At 38.8% G+C, this 16,860-nt stretch carries 14 protein-coding genes; 3 read left to right on the forward strand and 11 right to left on the reverse strand.

Annotated elements, in window-relative coordinates; genetic code table 11:
- Positions 1-36 precede the first annotated feature (36 nt).
- The 5 genes from EGS71_RS04660 to EGS71_RS04680 all read right to left on the reverse strand — a co-directional run bounded on the left by EGS71_RS04660 (position 37) and on the right by EGS71_RS04680 (position 5,302).
- On the reverse strand, positions 37-1,065 hold the full coding sequence (locus EGS71_RS04660) for an alpha/beta hydrolase (RefSeq protein ID WP_001290023.1): 1,029 nt from the start codon (positions 1,063-1,065) through the stop codon (positions 37-39).
- Complete coding sequence (locus tag EGS71_RS04665; protein WP_001127152.1) at positions 1,065-2,195, reverse strand: YdcF family protein; 1,131 nt, start codon at positions 2,193-2,195, stop codon at positions 1,065-1,067. Before EGS71_RS04665 ends, EGS71_RS04660 begins: the two co-directional genes overlap by 1 nt.
- 4 nt (positions 2,196-2,199) lie before the next feature.
- Positions 2,200-3,234, reverse strand: a complete 1,035-nt coding sequence (murB, locus tag EGS71_RS04670) for a UDP-N-acetylmuramate dehydrogenase (protein ID WP_001166925.1) — start codon at positions 3,232-3,234, stop codon at positions 2,200-2,202.
- A gap of 19 nt (positions 3,235-3,253) precedes the next feature.
- The gene (locus tag EGS71_RS04675) at positions 3,254-3,757 is read right to left on the reverse strand and encodes a low molecular weight protein-tyrosine-phosphatase (RefSeq protein ID WP_000388070.1); all 504 of its coding nucleotides are present in this window, start codon (positions 3,755-3,757) and stop codon (positions 3,254-3,256) included.
- Between the two features lie 300 nt (positions 3,758-4,057).
- Positions 4,058-5,302 carry a lactonase family protein gene (locus EGS71_RS04680; protein WP_002010334.1) on the reverse strand — a complete coding sequence of 415 codons (1,245 nt, stop codon included), beginning with the start codon at positions 5,300-5,302 and terminating at the stop codon, positions 4,058-4,060.
- Positions 5,303-5,527: 225 nt separating this feature from the next.
- On the opposite strand from EGS71_RS04680, the gene EGS71_RS04685 reads away from it, so the two are divergent.
- Both EGS71_RS04685 and EGS71_RS04690 read left to right on the forward strand, forming a co-directional pair.
- Complete coding sequence (locus EGS71_RS04685; RefSeq protein ID WP_000017872.1) at positions 5,528-6,685, forward strand: iron-containing alcohol dehydrogenase; 1,158 nt, start codon at positions 5,528-5,530, stop codon at positions 6,683-6,685.
- The gene (locus EGS71_RS04690) at positions 6,685-7,119 is read left to right on the forward strand and encodes an acyl-CoA thioesterase (protein ID WP_000165801.1); all 435 of its coding nucleotides are present in this window, start codon (positions 6,685-6,687) and stop codon (positions 7,117-7,119) included. Before EGS71_RS04685 ends, EGS71_RS04690 begins: the two co-directional genes overlap by 1 nt.
- Before the next feature lie 48 nt (positions 7,120-7,167).
- On the opposite strand, the gene EGS71_RS04695 is transcribed toward EGS71_RS04690, so the two are convergent.
- The 6 genes from EGS71_RS04695 to amvA form a co-directional block, all read right to left on the reverse strand.
- On the reverse strand, positions 7,168-9,396 hold the full coding sequence (locus EGS71_RS04695; protein ID WP_000632995.1) for a phosphocholine-specific phospholipase C: 2,229 nt from the start codon (positions 9,394-9,396) through the stop codon (positions 7,168-7,170).
- A gap of 26 nt (positions 9,397-9,422) precedes the next feature.
- Entirely contained in the window at positions 9,423-9,575 is a 153-nt protein-coding gene (locus EGS71_RS22420) for a hypothetical protein (RefSeq protein ID WP_001987559.1), read from the reverse strand.
- Between the two features lie 143 nt (positions 9,576-9,718).
- Positions 9,719-11,833: a DNA polymerase III subunit gamma/tau gene (locus EGS71_RS04700; protein ID WP_031946249.1), complete on the reverse strand. Its 2,115-nt coding sequence runs from the start codon at positions 11,831-11,833 to the stop codon at positions 9,719-9,721.
- 123 nt (positions 11,834-11,956) lie between these two features.
- Positions 11,957-12,589: a metalloprotease secretion chaperone CpaB gene (gene cpaB, locus EGS71_RS04705; RefSeq protein WP_002016116.1), complete on the reverse strand. Its 633-nt coding sequence runs from the start codon at positions 12,587-12,589 to the stop codon at positions 11,957-11,959.
- Positions 12,590-12,611: 22 nt separating this feature from the next.
- A complete protein-coding gene (gene cpaA / locus EGS71_RS04710) occupies positions 12,612-14,393 on the reverse strand; it encodes a metalloendopeptidase CpaA (RefSeq protein WP_002009967.1) in 1,782 nt (593 codons plus the stop codon).
- A 257-nt stretch (positions 14,394-14,650) separates the two neighbouring features.
- Positions 14,651-16,129, reverse strand: coding sequence for a multidrug efflux MFS transporter AmvA (gene amvA / locus EGS71_RS04715; protein ID WP_001170312.1), 1,479 nt, complete (start codon positions 16,127-16,129; stop codon positions 14,651-14,653).
- Positions 16,130-16,253: 124 nt separating this feature from the next.
- On the opposite strand from amvA, the gene EGS71_RS04720 reads away from it, so the two are divergent.
- Entirely contained in the window at positions 16,254-16,832 is a 579-nt protein-coding gene (locus tag EGS71_RS04720; RefSeq protein WP_000323808.1) for a TetR family transcriptional regulator, read from the forward strand.
- Positions 16,833-16,860 lie beyond the last annotated feature (28 nt).

Raw genomic sequence — 16,860 nt, forward strand, 5'->3', positions numbered from 1 at the left:
TAAAACTGAAGCTGCCTCTATAGGCAGCTTCAAACTTTAATAATAAAAATGTTTCGGCTTTGCATGTAAAAAGGCTGGAATTAAACCTGTTAAAGCCGCACGAATATCTGCACGTTCGTTAATTAATTGATGGGAACCCTCTTCCAGCATCAATAAGGTTTGAAGCCTAAACTTACGGCGAATAAACTCGATGTTGTAACGCCAGTCTACTGTTTGATCTAATGCCCCTTGTGCAAGCCAGACAGGAATACGACAAGCAGGTCGCTCTTCCATTTCCTGCATCCATTTTGACATTGCCAAAATCCAGTCCATGCCCATCATGCGTGGCTGCAATGGATCTTTTAAACGAATAAATCTTAAAAATTCAGGATTATGGTTATTTCGTCTAAAGTGTCGAGGCACTTGACGCTTAATACGACGAATAATGCCTAGACCTACCGGATTATGCCACCATGCTGTTTTAGCAGGTCGAATTAATGGTGAAAGCAATAAAACCCTATCGACGATTGGGTCTTGTCTTTTTTCTGCATACTCAAGCAAGTGATGCATCCAGATTGCCCCACCCGTACTTTGACCAATACCTACCCATGGTTTCGGTAATTGATCAGCATGTTTGACATATTGATAAACCGCCATCAAAACTTGTTGATAATGGTCAAAATTTTGAATACTTGCAGGTGAACCATTACTCAAACCATGACCAGGTAAGTCGTAGGTAATAACACTAAAGCCTTGTTCAAGTATTTCGCGAATAATGGGCTGATAAATTCCGCTATGCTCCAGATAACCATGCAATAAACATACGGTTCCTTGGATTTTGTCTAATTTAGGTTTAAAAACTTGGACATGCAGACGGAATAAAGGCATTTGGACATAGCCTTGCCAATGCTCACAGTCCAGTAAATGTAAACCGTATAATTTACGGTATGCTAAAAGCTCACGAGAAGGTTCTTCTAAGGTATTTAAATTGAGTGGGCTTAAAACTTGCGGAGTGAGTTCACGGTTCGGAACCGGTAAATCTAATTGTTTTAATACGGCAGGATTGAGAAATGGAATCTCAGACATTAAGGCACCTCTCGACAATCACTTGAACCAAATAACATGTCACGAATTGTCGCAAGTAATTCATAATTTGCACGACGACTATGATCGTAGTTTTGTGTACTCGGTTGCCAACGTGTAAGCGGGGTTGGCATTGGAGCGGTAACAGGAATAGTTTCTATCCCATTTAAAGCAAATAAACGGCGCGTACGTGGCATATGATATTCATCTGTGACCAACATAACTGTAGGCGCACCACCTTTCTTTTGAAGTAACAATGAACTAAAGCGAGTATTCTCACAGGTATTCATACTGCGCTTTTCTAATAATTTTGCATCTACCCCACGCGCTTTCAACCATGCTTGCATATAAGGGGCTTCAACTCCACTTAGTACGATAGGTAGATGGTTTTTCTTTTCAACTTCTAAGGTTTTTTCTAGTCTTAACCGCGTATAGCTGTTAACTACAATATCTTTGCCATTTTTATCTAAAGTTAAACCGCCACCCAATACTACAATCGCATAAGGTTCTGATAACTTTTTAGGTTGAGCAGGCAGAGGGTTTTTACGAACATATTCAACTTTCTGCTCAGGCTCGCTCGCCGCTTTTTGATGCTCTGGCACTACAGGTTTTCTTGCTAAAAACTCCGTATATTGCTCTGTAAGGGCTTTATTTTCAGAACTATTAATAGAAAGTGCTGCATCGATAGGACTACTTGCTTCATCAGCTGCATCAATTTCTGAATTTTTTGCAACCAAAGGAACACTCACAGCCGTCGTTTCTTTCTCTTCCTGTAGTTCTTGTTCTTTTTCTTCTAAAAGAATAATTTGCTGCAAAGCCTTATAGTTTTCTTGTATGTAACCCAAATCTGCTGTCTTATTTTCACGTAAAGCATCTTCTGTTAACTTCAAATAAGCCTGACGAGCAATCCATAAATTTGACCCCGGCTCTAAGTTATCATGTTCACTTAATGCTGCTTTTCGCTGGCTTTCCGCAGCCACCTCATTAACATCTACCGGAACAAAATAGTTAAGTCCAGCTACAATAAGTTTTGAATAAAACGGCGAATACAAAAAAATCACGAAACAGCCTAATAGTACAAATAGTACAGTAACTACTTGTACAAAACGTACCATCAAGTGTACTTTTGGCATAAAACTATTCCGTATGATTTTCAATTAAACCTAAATTGTTATAAAGCACAGGCTCTGGTTCTAACATAATTTGGAAACGCTGTTCAACATCATGTTGTACAGCTTGATAAGTTTTCTTTACATCCGCAAGAGATGCATTGGCATAATTCACCAAAACCAAGGCTTGCTTATGGAACATTCCCACTACACCGAGCTGTTTACCTTTCCATCCAGCCTGATCAATTAACCAACCAGCAGCAATTTTAACGTTACCATTAGCCTGAGGATAATGTGGAATTGTTGAGAATTGTGCGATTAATCGTTCAAATTCTTGAGTATTTACAATCGGATTTTTAAAGAAACTTCCTACATTCGGATATTCTTTTGGATCAGGTAATTTACTTTGACGAATATGAATGACCTGATTTTGTAAATTTTCAGCAGTCAGGTTATCTCCTACTGCCTGTTTTAAATCGCCGTAATTTAGCTTTAGATTGGCTTGTTTAAGCAGCTTAAAGGTGACATGAGTAATGATGTAACGAGCTGGGTCATCTTTAAAAATGCTATGTCGATAAGAAAAATGACAATCTGCTGCCGAAATTGATCCGGTTTGTTTTAATAGACGGTCATAGACTTGTACCGACTCAATAAACTCACCAACCTCAACACCATAAGCACCAATATTTTGCACTGGTGAAGCACCAACCAAGCCCGGAATAAGTGCCAAGTTCTGTAAGCCAAACCAATTTTGCCTTGTAGTATATAAAACGAAATCGTGCCAAACTTGTCCTGCACCGACTTTAACTTGAATAAAATCCTGATCTTCAGATAAAACGTCTATGCCCTGAATATCAAGATGAATAACTAAAGCATTAATTTTTTGCGGTAATAGCATGTTACTACCGCCAGATAATACAAGTACATTTAGCTCATGCTCTTTAGCAAAAGTTAAAGCTTTTTCAATATCTTCAATAGATTTGACCTTAGTGTAATGAGAAGCTGTAACATCTAAACTTAAAGTATTGAATGGCTTAAGCTGTACTTGATTTTGAATTTGCATTGTATTGAAAAACCTGTTCTTAAACATTCAATTGTTTTTTTAGGATATTAATCCACGCCAACGCACTTGATTCACATTGGTCGAGTACACGTTCAAAGCCCTCATCTCCACCATAGTAAGGGTCAGGCAGAGCTTGTTGTGGATATTGAGGATCATGTTCACTCATTAATGCCACTTTTGCTCGAATTTGATGGCTGCCAAATTGGAAGATAGCTCTTTGTAGCAAGTCGTGGATATCATCAAAGTTTTGATGATCCATTGCCAAAATCAAATCAAAATCTAAAAAGTCTTGAGTTGAAAGTTGTCTTGCCCGCAAAGAAGATAAGTCATAGCCTCTTTTTTTTGCATGCAATTGGCTACGCTGATCAGGTGCTTTATTTGGATGATAATTACTTGTTCCAGCTGAATCGACAATGATATTGAGTTGATGCTGATCACAATAATGTCTAAAAACCACTTCAGCCGTGGGAGAACGGCAAATATTTCCTAAACAGACACATAACACCTTATACTGTGCTTCCATTAGAAATTTATTCCAACCACTTAAACTAAAAAATAAATAAGTATTTTACACGCAAAAATCTGCAAAAACCCGACAAAATTATCCATTATTATCAGGTTTGAATTGACCATTGTGACAAGCTCTCATTTTCTCAAAACTCACGCAGCTTGAAAAGTAAAATGAGAGATTTTAAAGGAATTTTCTATGTGCTCAATCCTCAACTCAATCTTGATTGCCTTTCAAGATTGAGTATCTGTAGCAATGAACACTGAAAAATCTAATAGCTTATAAATATTGCAGGATCAGTGTGAGAAAAAATTATTAAAAGAATTTGATATCAGTTGGAGTCGATATTTTAGCTGCATCGCCTAAAGGTTTTAATGAGCCATTTTTGGTATCAAAACGGAATAAGCTAATGTTATTACTATAAACATTCGTCACATACAGATATTTACCTGACTCATCAAATGAAAAAGCACGTGGTTCAATACCATTGGCCTTATAAACTTGTGGTTGACCTAAAAGCCCATTCTGTTGGATTTTAAATACCAAAAGTTTGTTGTCCGCACCACGATTTGCAGCGATCACATACTTACCATTTGGACTAAGAATAATTCCACTTGCACTCTTGAATTCAGGTGTTTTGTCTTCGTGAACCAGTTTTAGCTCAGCGACTTTTTTCAAATGGCCATCTTGTACGTTAAATGTCACAATTTCACTTCGCATTTCCGCGGTAATGTATGCCTGTTTACCATTTGGTGAAAAGACCATATGACGTGGACCAGAACCATGCTTAAAACTCACATCTCGGCTCTTGTCCGCTTCAAGTGGTTGAGGCTTACTTGGGTTGTAACGAAAAGCATAGACTTTGTCATTTCCAAGATCACTTGCATATAAATACTTACCATCTGGGCTAAAAGTTGTCGAATGGGCATGGCCACTATCCTGACGCCCTTTAACATGACCAGAACCCTCCGAAAAAACAATATTTTGTACCATTTCACCCAAATGTCCATTTGGTAAAATTGGCAAAACAGCGACACCGCCACGTCCTTTATCAAATGCAGAATAATTCGACACAAATAGGAATTTACCATCTAAACTGATAGAGGCATGTGTTGGATGCCCGCCATGACTATTTACCGTGTTCAATACCTCTACCTTTCCGTTTTGAACCGATAATGCCGTTACCGCCCCTTCATTTTCTTCATTAGTGGTATATGCAAAACGGCCATCTTTCGATTTTACAACCCAAGATGGACTTTTCATTTGCAATACCTTAACAGGAGTTAAGGTCCCGTCAGCATTAACTTGTAGCTGGTACAAACCTTCACTGGCTTTTTCTGGTTTTTGCACAAGCGGTGCATCTGGGATAGATGTCCAGGTTCCTACTAAAGCGATTTGTTGTTGTGCTGCGTTTACTGTAGAGCCCCATCCAAATGACAAAAGCGTCAATGATAATGTTGCTGTTAATTTTTGAATTAGCTCACGATACTTAATATTTGCATATCCATTTTTGTCGGTATCCTTGCCGTATCCAGTATTGACATCAGTATCTATTTTCACATGCATATCCTTAAAAAAATTTACCTTATTTGCATTTGCCAATAAGGTATTCACAATCTAATTTCATTTAATAATTTTGAAAATTAGTTTATAAAATGCCAATTTTCAAGTGAATTTTCTTTAACTAAATGCAGCTTAAAAGCACAGCTACTTTTAAGAGAATTTGCAGAATGAATCCTATAGAATGCATCTATAATAATTTTCAAAAATAAGGAAATAATGTATATGAGCCATTTTCAGTTTCAGACCGTTCCCAACATTATTTCAGGACTCGGTTCTATACAAGAATTACAGAATGTGTTGGCATCAAAAACTTACCGCAAGTTATTATTGGTAACTGATGCGGGTATGATTAAAAATCAGTTACACCTGCCTATTCTTCAAATTTTAGATACTCTTAAAATTGAACATGTCATTTATGCTGATGTTCAGGCCGACCCACCAGAGCAAGTGGTATTAGATGCAGCAAATTATGCTAAACAGCAAAATGTAGATGTTATTGTCGGCTTTGGAGGCGGAAGTTCTTTAGATGTAGCCAAAGTGATTGCCTTACTCGCACATCCTAACCAAACTCAAAACCTACAAGAAATGTACGGGGTAAATCAGGTCAAAACAACCCGACTTCCACTTATTTTAATTCCCACTACAGCCGGTACTGGCTCGGAAGTGACACCCATCTCAATAGTGACTACAGGTGAAACGACAAAAATGGGAATTGTCTCTCCGGTACTCTATGCCGATACAGCAATTCTTGATGCAACTTTTACTCAAAATCTACCTGCCCATATTACGGCTGCTACAGGTATTGATGCAATGGTCCATGCCATTGAGGCATATACCTCTAAACATAAGAAAAATATTTATACCGATATTTTAGCGAAACACGCTTTGAAGCTGCTGAACCATAACTTACCGAAAGTTCTTAAAAACGGTAATGACTTAGAAGCACGTCAGAACATGCTGTTCGGTTCAATGCTTGCAGGTCAGGCATTTGCAAACTCACCTGTTGCTGCCGTGCATGCTTTAGCATATCCATTGGGTGGACATTTTCATTTGTCGCATGGACATACCAATGCTTTGGTGCTCGTTGAAGTACTGAAATTTAATGCGCCTTATGCCAAACAATACTATGCAGAACTTATGCAATGGCTTGATCCATATAGTAATGGCAGCACCGATGGTTTGTGTGATCTGTTTATTGACCATATGCAAAATCACTTAGACCGTAGTGGTTTGACTTTAAAACTTAGCGATTTGAGTATTGAAGAGTCTAGCTTACCAAGACTTGCTCAAGATGCCATGTTGCAAACTCGATTACTGCAAAATAATCCACGTGACATGACAGAAGCAGCTGCTTTAGCAATTTATCAGGCGATTTATTAATGACTAAACCCGTTTTAAAAACTCGTGATCAATTTAAATTCTTTTTAGATATTCAAACTCGCTGGGCAGATAACGATATTTACGGTCATGTGAATAATGTGACCTACTATAGCTATTTTGATACGGCAGCCAATGCTTTGCTCATCCAGAAAACAGGTTTTGATATTCATGAAGCAAAATCAATTGGTTTAGTCGTTGACTCAGCTTGTAGCTTTTTTCAAGAGTTATCATTTCCAGAAGTTATTCAGGTAGGCGTTGCGATTGGTAAAATTGGTACGACATCTTTACGCTATGAATTGGCAATCTTTAAACAAGGTCAAGACCAAGCATCAGCTCAAGGACATTTTGTGCATGTGTTTGTTGATCGTGAAACACGCAAGACTGTTCCAATATCCGAGTCAGTCCGTGAAGTTCTAGAGAATTTTTTATTATAAAAAATGAGGCAAAAAGAAAATAAGTTCCTCTTTTTGCCTCATCCTAACTTAGATCATTGCAGGATCACTAAAGGAATCCTCACCTGTTTCGACTCGGCCAGCAAAACGTCGGTAATAATACGGATCACTCTGGCTCGTAACTTCAAAATCATACCAATGCCCAACATCAACCAACGACCAATGTTGCTTAACAACTTGTCCCGCTTTTACGGTCAGTTGCAATGGTGCATCTTGTCGATATGCACAAGGTTTTACTGTCAATATTGTATCCTTGGTTCCCTCATTCATGAGTTCGACATAAACATCACCATTAGCAATGTCATAGCACACTCGAATTTCAGGTTTAACACCACTATCGATAATACGTTGAGTATCCCCTTTAAAATGACGATGGTAGCCATTTGGACCAAGTACCCATAGGTCATAACGGCCTAAGTTATCGTTTAAAGCATCCCATTTATCATCTAAAGTTTTATTCGGCTCGACAATATAACGCTTTGGAATACGGTCTAAATTGAGCTTATCATATACGTGGAAAACCGCTGCTTGCTTACCCGTATTAGAAAAAATCAATTGCACCTTACCATCTGCTTTACAACGCGCACTGGTATGCAACTCATAAGGTAGCGCCCGTGATAGACGGATCCCACTTTGCTGAATGGGTAACTTAACATCCGTGGGTACAGGAACAGCTGGCAAAGCTTCTTGGTTTTCCCTTAGCGCATCTGCCTGCAGACGTGTTTGTTTACCACTCAACTGCGGTAAAACATCTGCATTTGGTGTTTTAAAGTTAAATGCACTTGTTAAATCACCACACACCGCACGACGGTATGGACTGATATTCGGCTCTTTTACACCAAAACGTTTTTCTAAAAACATGAGCACAGAAGTATGGTCAAACACTTGTGAGTTGACCCAACCGCCACGACTCCATGGAGAAATCACATATAAAGGAACACGAGGACCCGGACCATAAACTCGTCCATCAGGTGTAGGCTGTGAATGGCTCCCCTCAGGTGCAGCATGATCAAAATATTCATCTTGCATATCAGCATTGCTTAGTGTCGATTTACCTGCGTACTGGCCATTTTTGAGTCGAGATGGTGCTGATGGCGATGGCATATGGTCAAAGTAACCATCATTTTCATCAAAGTTGATGAGCAGAGCCGTTTTACTCCACACCTCTGGTACAGCAGTTAATGCATCAATAATTTCTTGAATAAACCAAGCTCCTTGAACCGGGCTTGAAGGGTCCGGATGTTCGCAGTATATCGATGGCGCGTTAATCCAAGAAACTTGAGGTAACTTCCCTTCACGAATATCTCTTTTAAAAGCGTCGAGATACTCTTCTGGTTTATTGCCCGGTAGCGTATTTGCAATGCCTTTATAGAGTGGATTTTTGGTATTATCAGTAGCCGCATCATAGGCTTTATACGGTAGTTTTTGACCCGTATCGGCATACGGTTTATTCGGCTCTCCCCCGCTTGAAACGGGATAACCGGATGCAATGTTGGCCTTTCTAAAAGAACGGAATGCACCCAACATATTATCGCCCCATTCATCTGGCATATTCTGATAACAAATCCAGCTTATCCCTGCTTCTTCTAATCTTTCGGCATAGGTTTTCCAAGTGTAACCACGGTCTGCCGTCGCTGGGTTACCATCAATCCAGTCCCATTCATTATTTACAAATGAACGCTTGGTCGGTGTTGCACCATTGGTACCAGTTAAATGAAAAGAGCGGTTCGCATCTGTTCCGGTGTGCATAGAACAATGGTAGGCATCACAAATCGTAAAGGCATTGGCAAGTGCAAACTGATATGGGATTTCTTTTTCTTTAAAATAGCCCATAGATATATCGGTTTTATGAGTTGGCCAGTTTGCCATACGTCCATTGTCCCACGCCAACTGACTGTCATCCCACGTATGAGGCGTACCATCTGCACGCTGTGCATTATTGGCTGTTCCATCTAAGTGAAATGGGGTTAAAACCTGACCATTACTTCTCAGCTGTTCCCATACACGGCGACCATTTGGCAGAGGGATTGTAAAACGGTCAGCAAAGCCTCGAACGCCCTTTAACGTACCAAAATAATGGTCAAAAGATCGGTTTTCCTGCATTAAGATGATGACATGTTCAACATCCTGAATAGTGCCCGTTTTATTATTTGCAGGAATTGCTAGAGCTTTTTGAATACTCGATGGGAAAGCCGCTAACGCTGCAGCGCCAAAGCCCATATTTAAAGAGTAATTTAAAAATTTACGACGTGTAATCATGATCAAATTCTTTTTATTATTTAAGTTTATGGAGCACAGCGCATGACAGGCTTTTTACCTGTGTCGGGTGTATTCGAATTATCATTTGCCGAGTCGTTACAACCACTCAGCAGAATAGCGCCGATTAATAAAAAATAAGAATATTTAAAGGAAGTTGTTCCTGTGCATTGCCTTTTCATGACGATATATAGTCCATTTAAAATCTAAAATGGCTAACATAGAAAAGTACAATGACAGTGGCGTGACCTGAATATTTCAATCCAGTGAAAACTATGAAAATTCTATTTTTCAAGTTTCTCACCAGATCAAAACTCAATTGAACTTAAGGCTTTAATTGAATATTTTGCAGCTCACCATCAAAAGTCTCTATGAGGCTTTTAATAACGGGTTGTTGCTGTAATAGTTCTGTAGCCCGATGGAAAGCTTTTTCTTTACGAACGCTTTGCATAACATACGGTGTAGCAGTATTGACTGCACCATACTCGACCGTAAATTGTGTATTTGGCCACTGCTGCTTTAAAGCTTCAATTAAGGCTTGTTGTAGCTGAGTCAACATATTTTCATATTCTTGAGGAATATGGAAAACCGTGTTGCCACCAATTTCCCCAGTCATCACACCATGTTGAGCAAGTTCTTGAACGGCTGGAGAAAGCTGGCTATTTCTAAACCAAAACTCCCACTTTTCAAGTGTCCACTCACCTTCCAAAGTTTGTGATGGCAACTTTAAAATATCTTGTGGCATCAGCTGGCTGTTATCTGTTGCGTTAGGCTCTTTTACCACCGCAACTGTTTCAACAATTTCAACTTGCACCAATGACTGTTGTTCAATAACAGGTTCAGAAACCAAGTCATAAGCTGACGTATCTTGAGCAAGTGAAAATTCAGCACTCGATGCTTCAAATAAACCTATAGGCTCAGCAGTAGAAGCTGGTTCAGGTTCGATTTGTTTGACTTGGGTTTCAGCCTGAACTTGTACTAACTTTTGTTCTGGTACCGGAATGAAATCTTCCTCAAGGACACTAACAGTCTCTTGAACAACTGCTGACTCAAGTCCAATCAACTCATGATGATTTGGGTCAAATACCATTAAGTCCTGATTAGGCTGAGGTTCAGGTTCAGGTTCAGGTTCAGGTTCAGGTTCAGGTTCAGGTTCAGGTTCAGGTTCAGGTTCAGGTTCAGGTTCAGGTTCAGGTTCAGGTTCAGGTTCAACCATAGCGGGTTGGCTAATAACTTCAACAGGCTGAATAGCACTTACAGGAGTAATCTCTTGGGCTGTTTGAGCTTGTGAATTTAGGCCTACTTCTGCTTGCCCATTTTTTTGAACAGGCTCTGAAACTAAAATTTCATTTGGTGCTAAAGGACGGAATGCCAATAATCGTAAAACGCACATTTCAAAACCTTGCTCTTGCGTTACGGCAAGCTGCAAGTCTGAACGGCCTTTACATGCGATTTGGTAGTAAAGCTGCAAATCTTGAGCAGAAATCAGTTTAGAAAGCTGAAGAATTTTGGCATTAATTTCTTCACTGTACTTTAAGCCGAGCTCTGGTAAATATTGTAACAAAGCCAACTCATGCAATGTTGAAATGAGCTGATCCAGTACTAACGAGACATCTAAGGCTTGATATCTAAATTGGAGTAATAACTGGCTCACTTTTTCACGTTGGTTTTGATGAACCGCTAAAATCAAATCATATATGATCGTACGGTCAATCAGGCCAAGCATTTCTTTAACATCTTGATGATGTACAGCACCTTGCCCATAAGCAATGGCTTGGTCAGTTAAAGATAATGCATCACGTAATGAACCTTGAGCAGATTCAGCAATTTGCCAAATTGCATCTTGATCAGCAGTAATCTGTTCTTTTTCAAGAATAGCACCGAGGTGCTTGGTAATTTCATCGACAGCTAAAGGTCTTAGAGTAAATTGCAAACACCGTGAAATAACCGTAATCGGTAGCTTTTGTGGGTCTGTCGTAGCAAACAAAAACTTAACGTGTTCTGGTGGTTCTTCTAGTGTTTTTAATAACGCATTAAAAGAATGCGTAGAGAGCATATGTACTTCGTCAATCAGGTAAACTTTAAAACGACCTTGCGTTGGTGCATAAGGAACGTTGTCTAAAAGTTCACGCGTATCTTCTACTTTTGTTCTTGAAGCAGCATCGATTTCGATTAGGTCAATAAAGCGGCCTTCGTTTACCGCTTTACATGTTGCGCAGACTTCACATGGCGTAGAAGTCACACCTGTTTCACAGTTCAAACACTTGGCTAAAATACGTGCAATTGTAGTTTTACCTACACCACGCGTTCCTGTAAATAAATAAGCATGGTGAAGACGACCGCGTTCCAATGCACTACTTAATGCACGAGAAACATGGTTTTGTCCCACTAACTCATTGAAATTACGTGGACGGTATTTTCTAGCAAGTACTTGATACATGTATGCTCCTTGTTACAGGCATAAGCATACTTTGTTTTTAAAAGAGTGTGAACGTATAAAGCTCATATCCGTACAGATAAACTGCGAACTGGCTTCTTTTCTCTACCAGAACCGTTTATTTGTCTAAGGATGATCATGGTGTAACTCCTGATCTGTAACACCCTCATCCATCGTTTGCACGAGCCCCACACCATCCTTAATTTCAGCCGAATAATTTCCCTTCTCGGTAAAAATCTGCATGATTGTATAATGGTCTTTTTGACTTTGAGTAATGGTAAAGAAATTCTGATTCGGATCGCCCTGATCAAATTTCCCAGCCCATCGAACAATATCTTGGTCAACAGGTTCGATCTCTACAATTTTACCCGTGCGATTAATGCCATATTCCAACATTTGGAACTTAACAGTGTCACCCACTTTTTTAAGTTCAATCACATTTGGATCATATTTAATGACCATACCTTCTGCATTTTTAATTAGTGGAAAATTAACATTAGAAGGCAGTTGATCCTTTTCTATTTCATTAAAAACAATCTGTTGTTGAGACAATCTTTCTTTTTCGGACGCACTCAAATTCAGTATATTTTGACGAGCAAATTCATTCTGATTATCTGCCAGTTTTTGCCCAGTCCCTTGCCCATTTTCTGAAAATGATGTTAAAACAGAAGAGCTTTGCTGTGAAAAGGCAAACCAGATTAAAACTGCTAACGCCACACAAGCGATAGTAGTTCCTATTAACAATTTATTTTTCTTCATTATTTACAGCTAGAAATAGAGATTAGTTATATAGAGAAATTTTCTGCGCATTCAGATTAATGACACTGACCGCATCAATTTTTCCTTCTACACCTAAACGTACACCATATTTAGGGTTATCTAGATAGGGACTCGAATAAAAATTAATATTATTGCCACCCATTGCTGTACTTCCTAAAGGATGAGCAAAACCTGAGCCAATATTGGTTGAACCATTATGGTAAAGACCAAGATTGTGCCCAACTTCATGACGCATAGCAGCGAAAGAACAACCTGCAATATCATTTGCACCAATCATGTTATATGCAGAAGCATTAATCCAAGCCCAACCACAACCGCCATCACCCGGTTCATTACCTTGATAATAGACACCGTCTGCCAATACACGTTTCCGCTCATTTTGTACCGTGGTGTCATCTCGGCCAGTAGAGATTGCTTCTTTTAAAGTGGCAGCCGGGATTTTATAAGTTAAATAGCCCACATTTCTTAAGTAAAAGCGTGCATTCGAATTTTCAGCAGTTAAATTCGTTAAATTTACGCCTTCAATCATTCTAAGTTTAGCAGCGCTCTCTCCTAAAATTGAGTTTACCTCTGGGCTAGAAACCAACAACATATCAATTGTATAACTATCTACTGTCCAGCCTTGAGCGGTATAAATAAAACGGCGATTTTCACCATTTTTAATTGCAGTAGACAAGCCATTAGCGGCATTAATATAAGTGTCTGCCGATGCATTAGACACAATAACCACCTTATCCCCGACTTGAGCTTTAGCAGGTAGCTGCAAGGTCGGTTGCCAATTTGAGGTAGACAGTTTCACCTTTAAAGTGGGCTGCGTCATATTCGGTAAAGTTGCTGGGATTGTTGCTGTAGAATCAATCACCTTTGTTGGTGAAGAGATCAGCTGCCAATATCCTTTGTCGCTTACATACATAAACTCATATTGATCGCCTGTTTTAAGCGTTAAAGTCGCTTGGCTATTAATATTTGTATTATTAATTTTTGCAGACCAAGTTGCAGTAGACTTGATAATAATTCTATCCCGATCACTTGCAGTGGTCGGCAAAGTGAAATTGGAAACCCAGTTTCCATCTCCAAATGCAATTTCGGTAAGTGGACTATTAACTGTCGCTAATGACGTTCCAATTTGCTGAACATTTAGCTTCTGAGGCTTTATATATTCAGGAACCCATTTTCCTAAAGCAGAATAATATTTAAACCAATATTCAGATCCATTTTTTAATATAAAACTGCTTGGGAATAGTAAGTTTGTTTTATCAATCTCCGAACTTGTACTTGCTGTAGAAACAACTTGTACGGTTGTTCCGTCACGTACGTCACTCGGTAAAGCAATGGTTTGTGCCCATTTGTCATTTTGAATGATTACTTTTTGCATAGATGCAGTTGTTAATGGAACAACTTCATAGGTCGCACCATTAGTAGGACTCACAGTCGCTAACTGAGCGATCCATTTATTTTGACTGCTATTAAAGATGAATTGATAAACATCTCCACTATTTATCTTTAATACTTCTAACGGAATATTGGTATTAGAAGTATCTAAATAACTACTATAAGCAGCACTAGAACGAATTGTAATTTTGTCCAAATTATTAGCGCTTGTGGGTAAAGTAAGGTTTTTGACCCAATTCCCATTTGCTAGATTAAATTCTAAATCTGAATAACCGGATGGAATTGATCCACTATTATTATTCTGATTTGGTGAAAGTACAGTTGCGGCATATACAAGTGAAGACGCAACAATTGCTCCAATAATGAGTGATGTTTTTAATTTAAAATTCACAGCAGCCTCTTTTATTTTTTTTAGATTTTTCGAATAGCAGGTTAGCAAACCATTTTTACACAGTCAATTTCACAACAATTAATTTTTCATTAAATTTCAATTACATGGCCACCGAATCATTTTGAAATAAAAATATGAACCTTTTTAAAGAATAGTTTAGTTATGAGAATTAAATAACCAATTTTTAATATGTAGAAAATATTAAAAAGATATTTAAGGATAAAAAGAAAGGTAGCCTCTCTTTTTATCCTTTAGTTTTAATTTACTTTCTTCGGAAAACTAAACCAGACAAATACAGTTAAAAGGAAGAAACAGATCGCTGAGAGGGTAAGTACCCAACTATGGGCATAGCTAAAAGCTTGCTGCGCCACTACAATTAATTGCCCTCCTAAAGGATTTTCAAGATTAGAGGCTAATTGCATGGTTTCTCCAATCGAGATACTCGCTTTTTCAATTAAGCCTGACGGAAGCTCGGCTGGCAAAACAATTGAGCGGCTATAAAACCAAGACAACATTAAACCAAAAATAGCAACACCTAAGCCAGCGCCAAGCTCATAGGCCATTCCCTCAATGGCACCTGCTGCACTCGCCTTTTGAGGGGGCACAGATGACATAATGGCAGCAGTTGAGGCCAGTAAGGCAATCTCAATACTAAAGCCCAAAAAGACCATACACGTCCATGCTAAAAAGTGGTCGGTTGAAAAGTTGAGCTGAGCAAGCCCCCATAAACTGAGCGCGCTCACTAAAATACCTAGGCTCGATACTCTACGTAAACCCCATTTATTTAAACAAATACCTGCTAATGGACCACCTAAACTAATTGCAATCATAAATGGAATAATAAACATCGCCGCCTGTAATGGAGAAAACCCGTGTACAAATTGCAACTCTTGAGACAAAAGTAATTCAAAGCCAACCAAAGCAATCATGGACACAACTGCCATAACAATACTGGTAGAAATCACTGGATGTTTAAATAATTCCAGATCAATCATTGGTGTCGTAGCTCTTTTTTGGCTTCGAATGAAGTGAATTAATGTGCTTATACCCACCACAAACATCACAACCGTGAACACCGAAAAGTTATACATAGCCGATTTAATTGAATAGATGAGGCTTAAAATTGCTACAACCAAAACTAAAGCTTGCCCTAAGTTAATTGGCTGATCAGTTTTCTCTTTTTGTTTAGGAATGATCATCACGATCATAACTAGAACGACTAAAATGATCGGGATATTAATGAGGAATACAGCTCCCCAGTGGAAATGCTCTAATACAAAACCACCGACTAATGGACCAAAAGCTGCTCCACCTCCACCTACTGTAGACCAAAGACCAAGTGCAAAATTTCTCTGCTTTTCTTCGGTAAAGGCATTACGGATACCGGATAAAGTGGCAGGAATAAGCATAGCTGCCCCTAGACCTAAGACAGCACGAGAAGCAATTAAGGCATAGGCAGTTGGAGAAAAAGCCGCAGCTAACGAACCCACACCAAAAACTGCGGTTCCAATAAATAATAATTTTTTAAAGCCAATACGATCACCAAGTGCACCCATCGGCAAAATCAAACCCGCCATAATCAGTGAATAAATATCAATAATCCATAAAAGCTGATTGGCAGTTAAATTCAATGCTGCACTTAAAGATGGTGTTGCAACATGCATTACCGTTGCATCAATCGTAACTGGTAAATAAATGAGGACGATAATTGTCAGGATTAACCATTTTTTTTGCATAACGCTCTTCAATATCCAAAACTTGGACATGTGTTCAAATCATGGTTATTATATACACAACTGGACACTTGTCCAACTTTTAGTTTTAATGTAATTTGTGTCGAATTCAGTCAGGTAAAAAAACATGGCCTATCTTAATCGCGATCAACGCAGAGAAATGATTCTGCAAGCTGCCATGCAAATTGCTTTGGCTGAAGGTTTTACAGCCATGACGGTACGTAGAATCGCAACAGAAGCACAAACCTCTACCGGACAAGTCCATCATCATTTTTCTTCGGCATCTCATTTAAAAGCTGAAGCTTTTTTAAAGCTGATGGAACAGCTTGATGAAATTGAACAAACTCTCCAAACAACTAGCCAATTTCAAAGACTCTTCATCTTATTAGGTGCAGAAAATATAGACAGGCTTCAGCCCTACTTACGTTTATGGAATGAAGCTGAACTCTTAATTGAACAAGATATTGAAATACAAAAAGCGTATAACCTCGCCATGCAAAGTTGGCATCAAGCTATTGTGCAATCGATTGAATGCGGTCAAAAAGAAGGCGAATTTAAAAATAGGTCTAATTCCACAGATATTGCGTGGCGACTCATTGCCTTTGTGTGTGGATTAGAAGGGATTTATAAACTTGGTTTACAAGGTTTAGTTGAAGAAGATTTTAAGCGTCATACCGAAGCAATTATTCGCCTAGAATTATTATAAATGTTGAGCTGGCATTGCTTAAAAATAC

This window comes from Acinetobacter sp. FDAARGOS_559 (assembly GCF_003940475.1).
Lineage (GTDB): Bacteria > Pseudomonadota > Gammaproteobacteria > Pseudomonadales > Moraxellaceae > Acinetobacter > Acinetobacter baumannii.

Coding starts and splice junctions, on each gene's coding strand:
- EGS71_RS04720 (WP_000323808.1), top strand. CDS start 16,254: ATGGCCTATCTTAATCGCGATCAACGCAGAGAAATGATTCTGCAAGCT.
- EGS71_RS04690 (WP_000165801.1), top strand. CDS start 6,685: ATGACTAAACCCGTTTTAAAAACTCGTGATCAATTTAAATTCTTTTTA.
- EGS71_RS04675 (WP_000388070.1), bottom strand. CDS start 3,757: ATGGAAGCACAGTATAAGGTGTTATGTGTCTGTTTAGGAAATATTTGC.
- EGS71_RS04685 (WP_000017872.1), top strand. CDS start 5,528: ATGAGCCATTTTCAGTTTCAGACCGTTCCCAACATTATTTCAGGACTC.
- EGS71_RS04695 (WP_000632995.1), bottom strand. CDS start 9,396: ATGATTACACGTCGTAAATTTTTAAATTACTCTTTAAATATGGGCTTT.
- cpaB (WP_002016116.1), bottom strand. CDS start 12,589: ATGAAGAAAAATAAATTGTTAATAGGAACTACTATCGCTTGTGTGGCG.
- EGS71_RS04665 (WP_001127152.1), bottom strand. CDS start 2,195: ATGCCAAAAGTACACTTGATGGTACGTTTTGTACAAGTAGTTACTGTA.
- murB (WP_001166925.1), bottom strand. CDS start 3,234: ATGCAAATTCAAAATCAAGTACAGCTTAAGCCATTCAATACTTTAAGT.
- EGS71_RS04700 (WP_031946249.1), bottom strand. CDS start 11,833: ATGTATCAAGTACTTGCTAGAAAATACCGTCCACGTAATTTCAATGAG.
- EGS71_RS22420 (WP_001987559.1), bottom strand. CDS start 9,575: ATGAAAAGGCAATGCACAGGAACAACTTCCTTTAAATATTCTTATTTT.
- EGS71_RS04660 (WP_001290023.1), bottom strand. CDS start 1,065: ATGTCTGAGATTCCATTTCTCAATCCTGCCGTATTAAAACAATTAGAT.
- amvA (WP_001170312.1), bottom strand. CDS start 16,129: ATGCAAAAAAAATGGTTAATCCTGACAATTATCGTCCTCATTTATTTA.